The 13,552-nt window shown below is 43.7% G+C and carries 14 protein-coding genes and 1 pseudogene; 11 read left to right on the forward strand and 4 right to left on the reverse strand.

Features of this window, described 5'->3' with window-relative positions; all coding sequences use genetic code 11:
* The first annotated feature begins 26 nt into the window (after positions 1–26).
* On the forward strand, positions 27–449 hold the full coding sequence (locus ACFG4S_RS17605; protein WP_392530354.1) for a XisH family protein: 423 nt from the start codon (positions 27–29) through the stop codon (positions 447–449).
* Positions 431–772: a XisI protein gene (locus ACFG4S_RS17610; RefSeq protein ID WP_392530355.1), complete on the forward strand. Its 342-nt coding sequence runs from the start codon at positions 431–433 to the stop codon at positions 770–772. Before ACFG4S_RS17605 ends, ACFG4S_RS17610 begins: the two co-directional genes overlap by 19 nt.
* Before the next feature lie 22 nt (positions 773–794).
* Here the strand turns inward: ACFG4S_RS17610 and ACFG4S_RS17615 are convergent, their stop codons facing one another.
* Positions 795–1,373 carry a Uma2 family endonuclease gene (locus ACFG4S_RS17615; protein WP_392530356.1) on the reverse strand — a complete coding sequence of 193 codons (579 nt, stop codon included), beginning with the start codon at positions 1,371–1,373 and terminating at the stop codon, positions 795–797.
* 1,134 nt (positions 1,374–2,507) lie between these two features.
* On the opposite strand from ACFG4S_RS17615, the gene nifB reads away from it, so the two are divergent.
* The 8 genes and pseudogenes from nifB (at position 2,508) to ACFG4S_RS17655 (ending at position 11,111) form a co-directional block, all read left to right on the forward strand.
* Positions 2,508–3,953 carry a nitrogenase cofactor biosynthesis protein NifB gene (nifB, locus tag ACFG4S_RS17620; protein WP_334768197.1) on the forward strand — a complete coding sequence of 482 codons (1,446 nt, stop codon included), beginning with the start codon at positions 2,508–2,510 and terminating at the stop codon, positions 3,951–3,953.
* A 128-nt stretch (positions 3,954–4,081) separates the two neighbouring features.
* Positions 4,082–4,438, forward strand: coding sequence for a 4Fe-4S binding protein (locus ACFG4S_RS17625; RefSeq protein WP_334768191.1), 357 nt, complete (start codon positions 4,082–4,084; stop codon positions 4,436–4,438).
* A gap of 34 nt (positions 4,439–4,472) precedes the next feature.
* Positions 4,473–5,681 (forward strand): cysteine desulfurase NifS, encoded by a 1,209-nt coding sequence (gene nifS, locus ACFG4S_RS17630; protein ID WP_392530357.1) that lies wholly within the window; start codon positions 4,473–4,475, stop codon positions 5,679–5,681.
* Between the two features lie 127 nt (positions 5,682–5,808).
* On the forward strand, positions 5,809–6,708 hold the full coding sequence (nifU, locus tag ACFG4S_RS17635; protein WP_392530358.1) for a Fe-S cluster assembly protein NifU: 900 nt from the start codon (positions 5,809–5,811) through the stop codon (positions 6,706–6,708).
* 234 nt (positions 6,709–6,942) lie between these two features.
* On the forward strand, positions 6,943–7,299 hold the full coding sequence (locus tag ACFG4S_RS17640; protein WP_392530359.1) for a group 1 truncated hemoglobin: 357 nt from the start codon (positions 6,943–6,945) through the stop codon (positions 7,297–7,299).
* A 348-nt stretch (positions 7,300–7,647) separates the two neighbouring features.
* Positions 7,648–8,541 carry a nitrogenase iron protein gene (gene nifH, locus ACFG4S_RS17645; RefSeq protein ID WP_322639553.1) on the forward strand — a complete coding sequence of 298 codons (894 nt, stop codon included), beginning with the start codon at positions 7,648–7,650 and terminating at the stop codon, positions 8,539–8,541.
* Positions 8,542–8,691: 150 nt separating this feature from the next.
* Positions 8,692–9,606, forward strand: a pseudogene (locus tag ACFG4S_RS17650) (nitrogenase component 1); the annotation flags it as partial.
* A gap of 98 nt (positions 9,607–9,704) precedes the next feature.
* Positions 9,705–11,111 (forward strand): site-specific integrase, encoded by a 1,407-nt coding sequence (locus ACFG4S_RS17655; RefSeq protein WP_392530360.1) that lies wholly within the window; start codon positions 9,705–9,707, stop codon positions 11,109–11,111.
* Positions 11,112–11,511: 400 nt separating this feature from the next.
* On the opposite strand, the gene ACFG4S_RS17660 is transcribed toward ACFG4S_RS17655, so the two are convergent.
* From ACFG4S_RS17660 to ACFG4S_RS17670, 3 genes are all read right to left on the reverse strand, one after another.
* Positions 11,512–11,763, reverse strand: coding sequence for a hypothetical protein (locus tag ACFG4S_RS17660; RefSeq protein ID WP_392530361.1), 252 nt, complete (start codon positions 11,761–11,763; stop codon positions 11,512–11,514).
* Positions 11,764–11,915: 152 nt separating this feature from the next.
* Entirely contained in the window at positions 11,916–12,197 is a 282-nt protein-coding gene (locus tag ACFG4S_RS17665; RefSeq protein ID WP_392530362.1) for a hypothetical protein, read from the reverse strand.
* A gap of 577 nt (positions 12,198–12,774) precedes the next feature.
* A complete protein-coding gene (locus ACFG4S_RS17670) occupies positions 12,775–13,110 on the reverse strand; it encodes a hypothetical protein (protein WP_392530363.1) in 336 nt (111 codons plus the stop codon).
* On the opposite strand from ACFG4S_RS17670, the gene ACFG4S_RS17675 reads away from it, so the two are divergent.
* Entirely contained in the window at positions 13,104–13,505 is a 402-nt protein-coding gene (locus ACFG4S_RS17675) for a KilA-N domain-containing protein (RefSeq protein WP_392530364.1), read from the forward strand. The genes ACFG4S_RS17670 and ACFG4S_RS17675 overlap by 7 nt on opposite strands.
* Positions 13,506–13,552 lie beyond the last annotated feature (47 nt).

The following is a 13,552-nucleotide window of genomic DNA, read 5'->3' on the forward strand; positions in this document are numbered from 1 at the left end:
AAATATCAGTCTAAAACTACACCTGTATGCCAGCTAGAGACATCTATCACAATAATGTTAAAAATGCTTTGATTAAAGACAAATGGATAATTACTCATGACCCCCTGACTCTGAAGTTTGGTAAAAAAGATTTGTATGTTGATTTAGGTGCTAAACAGTTGTTGGCGGCGGAAAAAGCAGAATTCAAAATTGCAGTTGAGATTAAAAGTTTTACCGGGAGATCCGATGTTGATGATTTAGAAAAAGCATTGGGTCAGTATATTTTATATCAGGATATCTTGATTGAATTGGAGCCAGAGCGAGTACTATATCTTGCAGTACCTAACAGTATTTTTGATGATTTATTTGAAGAACCCATCGGCAAACTGTTACTGAGAAATCATCGTTTAAAGCTGATTACTTTTGATCCAAAACAGGAGGTTATTAAACAATGGATTACACCAAGTTAGACGACTATCGCCAGGTGATTGAAACTATTCTCAGTGAATATGCTTCACTACCCTATTCTTATGCCAATATTCAATCGGAAGTGGTGTTCGATCGAAGCCGCGATCGCTATTTGTGGATGGATCTAGGTTGGGATGGCGATCGCCGCATTCATGGCTGCCTGGTTCATATTGACCTAATTGATGGCAAAATCTGGATTCAACGGGATGGCACTGAAGAAGGCATTGCCGCCGATTTAGAACGGGCTGGAATTCCTAAAGAACATATTGTTCTAGGGTTTCGTCCACCGGAGTTAAGACCTTACACTGGCTATGCAGTTGCTTAAAAGTTAACACGGAACATTCTCTTTATTCTTCAGTGGTAAATACAACACCTTCATACAGCAATTCAATCGGACACTCAAATTCAATGCTCGATAAGGTGACGATATCTCCAGCCGTGTAGGGATAGTAAAGCCACATCCTACCCTCACCCCGACAGTAACGCTCAACGGAGATTTTTTCTGAGTCAATCAAGATATATTCTTGCAAACTGGGGATTTTCAGATAATAAGTAAATTTTTCATCCCGATCTTTAGCACTTGTCCCTGGCGAAAGAACTTCAGCAATCAGCTTGGGATGTTGAATAAATTTGCGGGCGTTGAGGTCTTCAGGGTCGCAACTGACAATAACATCAGGATAATAGTAGCGACTCTGGGGAGTGAGTTGCATTTTTACATCTGACACATTCACTCGACAACCTCTGGAACGCAAATGAGGGCGTAAGGCAGTGTACAAGTTAAGTGCAATGTCGTTATGAGGAATTGTACCGCCTGTCATGGCAAATACTTCACCATTGGCATATTCGTAGCGAACGTCTTGCTGAGGTTCCCATTCCAGATATTCCTCAACTGTCATTTTTGGCGCTTTTTGGGGGACGGCTATCATAACTTAAGATTTTTTGACGTTTGGTTTGATTGTAGCTAAATAGCATCAGCAACAAAGAGCGGTATCTAGAAAACCTCTCTCCTATAAGAAGAAATATTTTAAATTTTGCCCCTTCCCGTGTTGGGAATGGGGTTTTTTGCTAAGGTTTGTAGTGAGCAATTCAGAAAATTCATTGCGATCGCTCAATCATGTTAGATTATAGTTTGTTGTTTCTCTCAAACACAAAACCTGAGAGTTTCCTACCCATCTCCTCATTCTGGGAATGAAAAAAGAAGTTAAAAGTTAAGTTTTTTGAAAATGATATGCAGCAACACACCTACTTTCATTACCTCATATCGCTTATCAGACAAGACTTAGAACCACAATTGAATATGATTGTCAAAGCAAAAATTAAATAAATATGAATTGCATTTTTACCCTCAAAAAAATGATATGTTAGATACAGAATTGAATTTCGCACGTTTCTGGAGTAGAACGATGTAGACTACTCCAGTTTTTCACCCTCAAACCCTTGGCATTGATTGCTTCTGACGGAACTTGAGGGCAATCTGAGTACACATTTAAATAACCCAAACCTAGTTTAAATTTAGTTAAAGTTATTGCTAGGATTGGGTTTTAGCTGAGTACAAAGAAATCCTGAACCCCTATCTATAAACACTAGAACCCCAACCACAAAATACTAGAACCCCTACCTGAAAAAAACTTTTTTAATTCTTGTAATGCTTGAAGAATTAAGGTTTTTAGTATTTGAGTACAAACGTAATAAATCCAATAAATTCTATCCTAGAGAGACGCAACATCTGGCTGGGAGACGGCTGCTATAAATCTTATATCGCCAATCACCTAACGCTCTGAAACAAAACAAAGCGAAGGGTGAGTGGAGGGATGACATAGCACCATGCCTGAAGTGAAGAGAAGTCGCGGCTGTAAGCACCAATTCTACCCAAGAACCGAACGTTGACACACACCAGCCGAACATCAGATATCTATCGCCTGCCTGACTTGAAAACAAGTCGCCCTCACCCAAGGGTTTGCAGGTAGTGTGGAAGACGCGACTTCAATTCTGGGCATGAAAGAGTAGCAACAGCATCTCCCACAGTGGCAGCCAAGTCCACCGACCTTTTGCGAAACTCAATGACATCACCGTCTACACGACTCCTCAACTCCAACGCTACGGAATCGCCAACCCAAGCAAAATCAGGTGGTTGCGGCTGCGATAGCACCACCAGCACCACCGTGGAAAGGGACGAAAAGCTCCAAGAACGCATTGCGAAACATCCCTGCTACAGCGAAGACGCTCATCACCACTACGCCCGGATGCACGTTGCAGTTGCACCAGCTTGCAACATCCAATGCAACTATTGCAACCGCAAATATGATTGCGCTAACGAAAGCCGTCCTGGAGTAGTTAGCGAATTGCTAACACCAGAAGAAGCCGCACACAAAGCTTTGGTCATTGGTGGTAAGATTCCCCAAATGACAGTCGTGGGAATTGCTGGCCCTGGCGACCCATTGGCGAACCCAGAAAAAACTTTCCGCACATTTGAGTTGATTGCAGCACAAGCACCAGACATCAAGCTGTGCTTATCAACCAATGGTTTAATGCTGCCAGATTACATCGATCGCATTAAACAATTAAATATAGATCACGTGACGATCACCATTAACATGGTAGATCCAGAGATCGGTGCTAAAATTTATCCTTGGGTTCACTACAGACGCAAGCGTTACAGAGGTCTTGAAGGTGCAAAAATTCTCCACGAAAGACAGATGGAAGGATTGCAAGCCCTGAAAGACGCTGACATCTTGTGCAAAGTCAACTCCGTGATGATTCCCGGAATTAATGACCATCACTTAGTCGAAGTGAATCGAGTCATCCGTGAGAAAGGTGCATTCTTGCACAACATCATGCCATTGATTTCTGCACCAGAACATGGCACACACTTCGGTTTAACCGGTCAACGCGGCCCCACACCCAAAGAACTCAAAGAAGTTCAAGACAACTGCTCTGGTAACATGAAAATGATGCGTCACTGTCGCCAGTGTCGTGCCGATGCAGTCGGATTGTTGGGAGAAGACCGCAGCCAAGAATTTTCCAAAGAGAAATTCTTGGAAATGGCTCCCGAATATGACATGGAACAACGCGCTACTGTTCACGAAGGAATTGAGAAGTTTAAAGAAGAACTTAAAGTAGCCAAAGATAAAGCGCTAGCTGGCAAGAAAGTTGCCAATAGTCCGAAAGTTTTAGTTGCAGTAGCAACCAAAGGCGGCGGATTAGTTAACCAACACTTCGGTCATGCGAAAGAATTCCAAATTTACGAAGTGGGTGGAAACGAAGTTCGCTTTATCGGTCATCGCAAAATTGACCAATACTGCCAAGGTGGATACGGCGAAGAAGCTTCTTTTGAGCATATTATGAAAGCGATCGCAGATTGCAAAGCAGTTTTAGTTTCCAAGATTGGTAACTGTCCTCAAGAAAAATTGCAAGAAGCTGGAATCAAGACTGTTGAAGCTTACGACGTAATTGAAAAAGTTGCTTTAGAGTTCTACGAGCAATACGTTAAGGAATTAGGGAATTAGGGATTAGGGACTGGGGATTAGGGACTGGGGACTAGGAATTAAGGAAGAATTTTCCCAGTATCCATTACCCAGTACCCAGTACCCAGTACCCAATCCCCAGTAACCAATCCCCAAAAGGAGAATAAATCATGGCTTACAAAATTCTTACTAGCCAGTGTATTTCCTGCAATCTTTGTCTAACGGTATGTCCCACAAATGCAGTTAAAGTAGTTGACGGACAACACTGGATTGACCCTGAACTTTGTACAAATTGTGTTGGTAGTATTCATACCGTGCCTCAGTGTAAAGCTGGTTGTCCCACTTGCGACGGTTGCGTTAAGCAGCCTAGCGATTACTGGGAAGGCTGGTTTACCAATTACAACCGCGTAGTTGCTAAATTAACAAATAAACAAGATTACTGGGAACGTTGGTTTCAAACCTATTCTCAGAAATACTCTGAGCAGTTGCAAAAGCGTCAATCCCAATCAGTGGGTTCTGAAGCTTAATTAAATAATTCCTAATTCTTAATTGAAGACAACAATGCAAAATAACTGCATCTATCTCGATAATAATGCCACCACTAAGGTAGACCCAGAAGTTATAGAGGTAATGCTACCTTACCTCACAGATTATTACGGCAATCCCTCCAGTATGCATACCTTTGGTGGGCAAGTCGGTAAAGCAGTGAGAACGGCAAGAGAACAACTTGCAGCTATCCTGGGAGCCGATGAGTCTGAAATTGTCTACACAAGCTGTGGAACTGAGGGAGATAACGCGGCGATTCGAGCCGCACTGTTAGCGCAACCAGAAAAGCGACATATCGTCACTACCCAAGTTGAACATCCCGCAGTACTCAATGTCTGCAAACAATTAGAAACCCAAGGTTATAGTGTTACCTATCTATCAGTAAATCATCAAGGGCAGCTGGATCTAGATGAACTAGAAGCTTCCTTGACGGGTAACACCGCCTTGGTGACAATTATGTATGCTAACAACGAAACCGGTACGGTTTTCCCAATTGAGCAAATTGGGTTGCGCGTCAAAGAATCTGGTGCTATCTTCCATGTAGATGCGGTGCAAGCAGTGGGAAAAATCCCGTTGAATATGAAGACTAGCACCGTGGATATGTTAACTCTGTCTGGTCATAAGCTACACGGGCCAAAAGGAATTGGTGCTTTGTATATTCGGCGTGGGGTTCGGTTCCGTCCCTTCATGATTGGGGGACACCAAGAACGCGGACGTAGAGCGGGAACAGAGAATGTTCCAGGAATTATTGCCTTGGGCAAAGCTGCGGAACTAGAACTGTTACACTTAGAAGAAGCGACTGCAAGAGAAAGAAAACTGCGCGATCGCCTTGAACAAACTTTACTAGCTAAAATTCCCGATTGTGTCGTTAACGGTGACGTTACGCAGAGATTGCCAAACACAACCAATATCGGCTTCAAGTACATCGAAGGTGAAGCAATTCTACTGTTATTGAACAAATACGGTATCTGTGCATCATCCGGTTCTGCTTGTACCTCCGGTTCTCTCGAACCTTCCCACGTCCTGCGGGCAATGGGCTTACCTTACACAACTTTGCACGGTTCAATTCGCTTCAGTCTTTGTCGCTACACCACAGAAGCCGAAATCGATCGAGTAATAGAGGTAATGCCCAGTATTGTAGAACGTTTACGCGCCCTCTCACCCTTCAAAAATGATGACGCAGGTTGGTTGCAAGGACAAGAACAAGCACTAGCGCATCGTTAGGGACTGGGAAAAAATGGGAAAAGGTTAAAGGGTAAAGGGTAAAGGAATGATTTTTCCCCTTTCCCCATTACCCCTTCCCCAATCCCTCCACTCATAACTCAGCACTCAGCACTCAGCACTTAATAATATGTGGGACTACACCGATAAAGTATTAGAACTGTTTTACGATCCCAAGAATCAGGGAGAAATTGAAGAAACGGGCGAAGTTGGAGTTAAGGTTGCAACGGGTGAAATCGGCAGCATTGCTTGCGGTGATGCTCTGAGATTGCACCTGAAAGTGGAAGTAGAATCTGATAAGATTCTAGATGCCCGTTTTCAAACCTTTGGTTGTACTAGTGCGATCGCATCTTCTAGTGCATTAACCGAAATGGTCAAAGGTTTAACCTTAGATGAAGCTTTGAAAGTGTCCAATAAAGACATTGCAGATTACCTTGGTGGTTTGCCAGAAGCAAAGATGCATTGCTCTGTCATGGGACAAGAAGCTCTAGAAGCCGCTATCTATAATTATCGTGGCATTCCTCTAGCTACCCACGATGATGACGATGAAGGTGCGTTAGTTTGCAGTTGCTTTGGCATCAGCGAATCTAAAATTCGTCGCGTGATTCTAGAAAATCATCTCACGGATGCCGAGCAAGTAACAAATTATGTAAAAGCTGGTGGCGGATGCGGTTCCTGTCTGGCTAATATCGATGATATTATTAGATCAGTTCAACAGGAATACGCCTCACCTGCTCTCAACAATTACGGCGTACAAGTTGCCACAGAAATTGTTACTTCAAAGCAACGATCGCTAACAAACGTGCAAAAGATTGCTCTAATTCAAAAGGTTCTCGATGAAGAAGTCAGACCTGTACTGATTGCAGACGGGGGAGATGTAGAACTCTATGATGTAGAAGGCGATCGCGTTAAAGTTGTACTGCAAGGTGCTTGCGGTTCCTGTTCTAGTAGTACAGCAACTCTGAAAATTGCGATCGAAGCCAGATTACAAGATCGTGTCAGCAAGAACCTTGTAGTCGAAGCAGTTTAGGAATTGCTGTAGGACTTATCGTACTCTACAAATACGCCCTAATATGCATTCAGCCAGGAATAGAAAGTAGGATTTGAACCGAATCGTTGTCTCCACTCGATGCTTCATACCAATTCTTTCTTAATTACGAATTGGTATCAGTCCTACCACAATTACGGCTAACAGCATATAGGCCAAGAGATTAAGTGCCTACTTGCAAATTTCATCATCCAACTCGCTTCAAAGGAACAGGATATGAGCACATTGTACGACAACATTGGTGGACAACCAGCTATTGAACAAGTAGTAGATGAACTCCACAAACGCATTGCCACAGACAGCCTCCTCGCTCCCATTTTTGCTGGTACAGATATGGCGAAGCAACGCAATCATCTAGTTGCTTTCTTAGCTCAAATATTTGAGGGGCCAAAGCAATACGGCGGTCGTCCAATGGACAAAACCCACGCAGGATTGAATTTACAGCAACAACACTTCGATGCGATCGCCAAGCATCTCGGTGAAGCAATGGCTGTGCGTGGAGTATCAGCAGAAAACACCAAAGCTGCACTAGATCGCATCACAAATATGAAGGGCGCTATTTTGAACAAGTAATAGGACTATGCATTGATTGTTGACAAATAACAACATCAAGTCCTATTGAATTTTGCAAGCTGAAACACATTATGACGTATTTGTAAATTGCGTAATTTTCTTTGTTCTTTGTCATTTGTTTTGACAAAGAACAAAGGACAAAAAATCAAAAGAAAAAAATTTTAACGAGGACGATCGATGTACTTACTTTCAATAATTTTAGCTGTGGAGCGATCGCCCCCAGCAGGCATTTATGCCAACGCTACCAACGATGCTCTACACGCGCTCACTACTGTCGCTCAACTGGCGTGAACGCAACTGACAAACGCAAAGACCCACCAACCAACCAATTGCAGGGAAACACGAACAATGACAGAAGAAAACATTAGACAGATAGCTTTCTACGGTAAAGGCGGTATCGGTAAATCTACCACCTCTCAAAATACCTTGGCAGCTATGGCAGAAATGGGTCAACGCATCCTCATCGTCGGTTGCGACCCTAAAGCTGACTCCACCCGTTTGATGCTACACAGCAAAGCTCAAACAACCGTTCTTCACCTCGCCGCAGAACGTGGTGCAGTAGAAGATATCGAAATCGAAGAAGTAATGCTGACCGGTTTCCGTAACGTTCGTTGCGTAGAATCTGGTGGTCCAGAACCCGGTGTAGGTTGCGCCGGTCGTGGTATTATCACCGCCATCAACTTCTTAGAAGAAAATGGTGCTTACCAAGACCTAGACTTCGTATCTTACGACGTATTAGGTGACGTTGTGTGTGGTGGTTTCGCAATGCCTATCCGCGAAGGTAAGGCACAAGAAATCTACATCGTTACATCCGGTGAAATGATGGCGATGTACGCTGCTAACAACATCGCTCGTGGTGTTCTGAAGTATGCTCACACCGGTGGCGTGCGCTTGGGTGGTTTGATTTGTAACAGCCGTAACACAGACCGAGAAATCGAATTAATCGAAACCTTGGCAAAACGGTTGAACACCCAAATGATTCACTACGTACCTCGCGACAACATTGTTCAACACGCAGAATTGCGCCGGATGACTGTTAACGAGTACGCACCTGAAAGCAACCAAGCTAACGAATATCGGATTTTGGCTCAAAAAATTATCGACAACAAAAACCTGGCTATTCCTACACCCATCGAAATGGAAGAACTAGAAGAATTGTTGATTGAATTCGGTATTCTCGAAAGCGACGAAAATGCTGCCAAGTTGGTTGGTAAGACTGCTGCTGAAGCTCCCGTAGTCTAAGTCGCCGCTAAGAAATAACGCTTTAGCATAAGGAAAAAGGAAGAGTTCCATATCTTACCTTTTCCTCTCTCTCTTGCATCTCCCCCCTAACCTTAGAGGGGACTCCTAGTCCCCCTATGCCCCGATCCTTACGAGTCACAGAGGCTAAATATGACACCTCCAGAAAATCAAAACATCATCGAAGAAAGAAAAGAACTAATTAAAGAAGTTCTCAGTGCTTACCCAGACAAAGCTGCTAAAAAGCGCGAAAAGCACTTAAGTGTATACGAAGAAGGTAAGTCCGATTGCGGCGTTAAGTCTAACATCAAATCCCTTCCTGGGGTAATGACCGCTCGTGGTTGTGCTTATGCAGGTTCTAAGGGTGTGGTTTGGGGTCCTATTAAGGACATGATCCACATCAGCCACGGGCCTGTAGGTTGCGGCTATTGGTCTTGGTCTGGTCGTCGTAACTACTATATCGGCACCACAGGTATTGATACCTTTGGTACCATGCACTTCACCTCTGACTTCCAAGAAAGAGATATCGTGTTTGGTGGTGACAAGAAACTTGTCAAGCTGATCGAAGAACTAGATGTACTTTTCCCCCTCAACCGTGGTGTTTCCATTCAATCTGAATGTCCCATCGGTCTAATCGGGGATGACATCGAAGCTGTTGCTCGCAAGACATCGAAAACAATTGGTAAGCCAGTTGTACCTGTACGTTGCGAAGGCTTCCGGGGTGTTTCCCAATCTTTAGGACACCACATTGCGAACGACATGGTTCGTGACTGGGTATTCACCAGAGCAGACCAAGCGAAAAAAGACGGTACACTTCAGTTTGAAGGTACTCCTTATGATGTAGCCATCATTGGTGACTACAACATCGGTGGAGATGCTTGGGCTAGCCGCATCCTGTTAGAAGAAATCGGCTTGCGCGTAGTCGCTCAGTGGTCAGGTGATGGCACCATCAACGAAATGTTGATGACCCCCAATGTGAAGATGAACCTCATCCACTGTTACCGGTCGATGAACTACATCAGCCGTCACATGGAAGAAGCTTATGGTATACCCTGTACGAAGTATGATTTAATCTTATGTGATACCAGGATTTAGTCCACGTCTAACTTTGCTCAATTTAAACATTGTTCTAAATGGACTAAATTTTAAGACACATTTAAGACACAATGAAAAGCAAGGGACAGGACGTTTTTGAGGATTTCACTCCGCCAGCATCTACCGATGGCAGCTATCTAGGAACGCAGAAACACATGAAGGCTACTCGGCAGCATCTGGAACGTAAGTTTGATAAAGGTTTGACAGACACTAGGGACCGTCTAAAAGCCGCTAAGGTCAAAGTGGGCTTGGTCGTGGCACGGGACACAATTCAATTGCAAGCATCTCTACCAATCAAGCCCGGCGATCGCGACACTAAAGGAACTGGTTTTAAGCAGTACAAGATTTCGCTAAATATCCCTGCAAGCTTAGACGGGTTGAGAACAGCTGAGGAAGAGGCAAACGAGCTAGGCAAGCTGCTCGCCCGTAAACAGTTTGAATGGACTGACAAATATCTGGGTAAAATCGCTAAGATCAGCAACAGATCCCAAACCCTTGGTGATGTTTTAGAAGAGTTTGAAACTGAGTATTTCAAAACGCGCAAGTTAACAGAAAAAAGTAAACACACCTTTTTCTATTACAAGGAGTATTTACGGCGATTGATTGGGCTAGATACTTTATTGACTCAATCGGAGATTGATAAAAAAATTGCAGAGTTGACGGGAGATTCTGCCAAATACAGCGCAGTTAAATCGTTGAAGGTTTTAAAATCAACTCTTAATTTAACTGGTTTCACTCTCGAACAATTTAAAGCTACACAACCCAAAAGTCAGGCTAGGGATATTCCTAGCGATCAGGATATCATCAAATACCAGGAATCTTTTCATCAGTACTCTTTGACTAGAAGCCTAACAATTAAAAAGAATTGCTTAGACAGTTGGAAGATGTGGGAGTGGGTGTATGGAATGCTTGCTACTTATGGACTACGCCCAAGAGAACTGTTTGTAAATCCTGAAATTGATTGGTGGTTGAGTCCTGAAAATAAAGATAATACATGGAAGGTTCACCCAGATACTAAGACTGGTTACAGAGAAGCTTTACCGCTACATCCTGAATGGGTTTACTTGTTTGATTTAAAAAACGTAGAGTATTTGGAACTGTTAAAAGCTCAAACTGATGGCAGAACTAGTTTTACAGATATCAACACTATTCGGGTTAATTGTTCATCGTGGTTTAGGCGCGTAAACATTCCGTTTACGCCCTATGATTTACGCCACGCTTGGGCAATTCGAGCGCACATGATGGGCATTCCAATTAAAGCTGCTGCTGATAACTTAGGGCATTCTGTAGAAATTCATACTGAGATTTATCAGAAGTGGTTCAGTTTGGAGAACCGGAAGAAAGTAATTAAACAGGCGGTAGATAAAAAAGATGACATGGATACGTTGATACAGGAGAATGCACGACTAAGGGCTGAGGTGGAATATCTCAGGCAAGCTCTGGCACGGCATCAAATCAGTGAGGTTTTGTCTACTTAACTCACTGCAAAGTGTGGTTTATTAGCAGAGGTGCATCTCTATCTGTTTAGCTTTTGAAACTGTTAAACTAGCGCTGATACATTTTTAGGCAATATATTAGATAAAAAGGCTATTTTTTGGGGATTTTTGTTAAAAAATAGCCAGTCAAAAAAATGTCTACATTTGCTAGAAACGGCATCCAGAGCGGGTTTTACCCGTCTACAGTTCCGTCTACACCTGTAGATAGTGTAGACGCACTCAAGCCGCACTGTAACCACACTTGTCACCGTTGATCGTGGCATTGTAACCGCTCTTGTCACCGTCGATCGTGGCACATAAAGCGCACTTGTCACCGTCTGTTGTTGGAGTGTAGGCGAACTGTACACGGGTTGAAACCGAGTTGAAACCGTGCATAAGTTGACTATAAACCGTGCTTTAGTTCCTTAATAAAAGCGTCAATCGCCTTTCCTGCCGTTGATTGCTTGCCCACTTTAAGCTTATTCAAAGTGCGATCGCGGATTGCTTCATAGTCTGGTGCAAGGGATGCACCTGCTGTTTGTGGCTGTTGCCTGAGTTGCTGGTTTTCTCTCTCTAGTTCCCTAATCTGTTCTAATCTCCTGTTGAGAACTGTTCCATCCTTCAAGATATTGTTCTCTCGCTCAACATCAGCCAATTGCTGCTCTAGCTCCTTCTTTTCCTTGCGGGAATGCTTGAGACGAGTTTCTAGGCTTTTAACCTCGGCTTGCAGCTGGTCGATAGTTTTGCTGTTCGCTACAGTTGAGTCTTCATTGCTTTCTTGCCCGGTAGTGCTAATTTCCTTCTCTACTACCGGGCTTTCAATTTTCCCCGCAGTTCCTCCAGGCGTGCCTCTAGTTGCGTTTCTAGTTGCGATCGCACTTCACCCAAGCTTGCTGCTACCTCTTGCTTCACCAGTTCTTGAATGTCTACAACTGTAGTCAAATCTGTAGACAGAGGATTGTTTCTTTTGACGAAATCAATAAAAAGCCTTTGGGCTGTTTGGTTGAGAGTTTCACCCTCTAACTGTGAGGACTCCACAAATTGAACGATCTCATCTGGCAAACGGAATGAAAACGATTTACTAGCCATAGTTAGCAAGTGCGCTGTATACATCTGTCTACAAGATTAACCTACCCGCCTACATATCGCCTACAGATTGTTGACAGTTGAGTTATTGCTTTGTATATTGGTTGTATGCAGACTGTGGGCAAGATATATACAGGTAGTAGCGAGTAAATCGTAGCGTCGTTTCGCTCTCCTAGTACTCACATAGAATGTGGGGTCAAGCAGGAAGTCATGCTACCAAAATGATTTTCAACAGCACGAGTAACTGTACTGAATTTAGTAGGAGAATAACTTATCCAAATCTTTAAAATCATCAGCAAGACAAAACTAGCTAGGGGAATACGCTGAAAACTAGCATCTTTTTTAAAACCAATAAACGCGATCGCAATTCGTTGCGAAATCTGCTTCAATGATTTCAGATACGACAAATGAAGTCAGCGCTTGAATGCGCCCCGGCAAGAGAGTCTGTTACCTCTCCCCCACCGGCACGACTTCCCCCTTACCAGTTCTCACGCCACTAAGGAGGCAATAAGAATGATAGCGTCAGACGCGCCCACTTTGGGCATTTTTCGTCAAGCGTCAAAGTTTTGGCGTTTGCGGATCAGCAAAGAATTCGACAAGCCCGAATATTACATTGGTCAAACCGTGCTGCACAAGATAAAGGTGCAGCAGGGTGAAATCTTGTACCCGGTAACAGTCCTTGGTCTTTCATGGACTGGCATGGACTGGCAATATAACGTCTCTCTCCCAGAAGACCACCCTTGGTTTGAGCCAGATGACAATGAGCGGGAATGGGTTGATGACCGGGAGCTAGAGCCGATGTAATTAAGATGCCTTGGCAAGGAGCGATCGTCATCGAGGCGATCGCCCCCACGATCGCAAAATCTGAAGCCTTGCAAACAAACCTTTTTAGAGCAACGAGGAATTTATATGTCACAAATAGAGCAGTTTGGCAAATTGGTACAAGACGCACGGCGACATGACGGCTATATCAATGCGACCGAATGGTGTAAGCGTTTTGGGTATCGACTTAATAACTGGAAGCAGTTGCCAGAAACAAAAGCTAGATTAGAGCATTTAAAAACTGGACAATCAAATGCTGAACCCTGGATTGTTGAGCGCGTAGGTAAAACTTGGGTGACTTGGGTTCACCCAATCATGGCAGTTCACCTAGCCAGCTACCTTGATCCAGCCTTTGCCAACCATGTAGCCGAGATTTTTATCAGGTACGCCGTGGCTGACCCAACCCTCGCCGCTAATATTGCCTCACGCCAAAACACAGTAGAAGGGTTGGATGTCATCAACAAGGCAGTTAAGTACCTAAAAAATTAATTTACACTAGCGTCTGTAGACTGAAAAAAAAACAACCCCTGTCTGAG

The organism is Nostoc sp. C117 (assembly GCF_043099735.1).
GTDB lineage: Bacteria > Cyanobacteriota > Cyanobacteriia > Cyanobacteriales > Nostocaceae > Nostoc.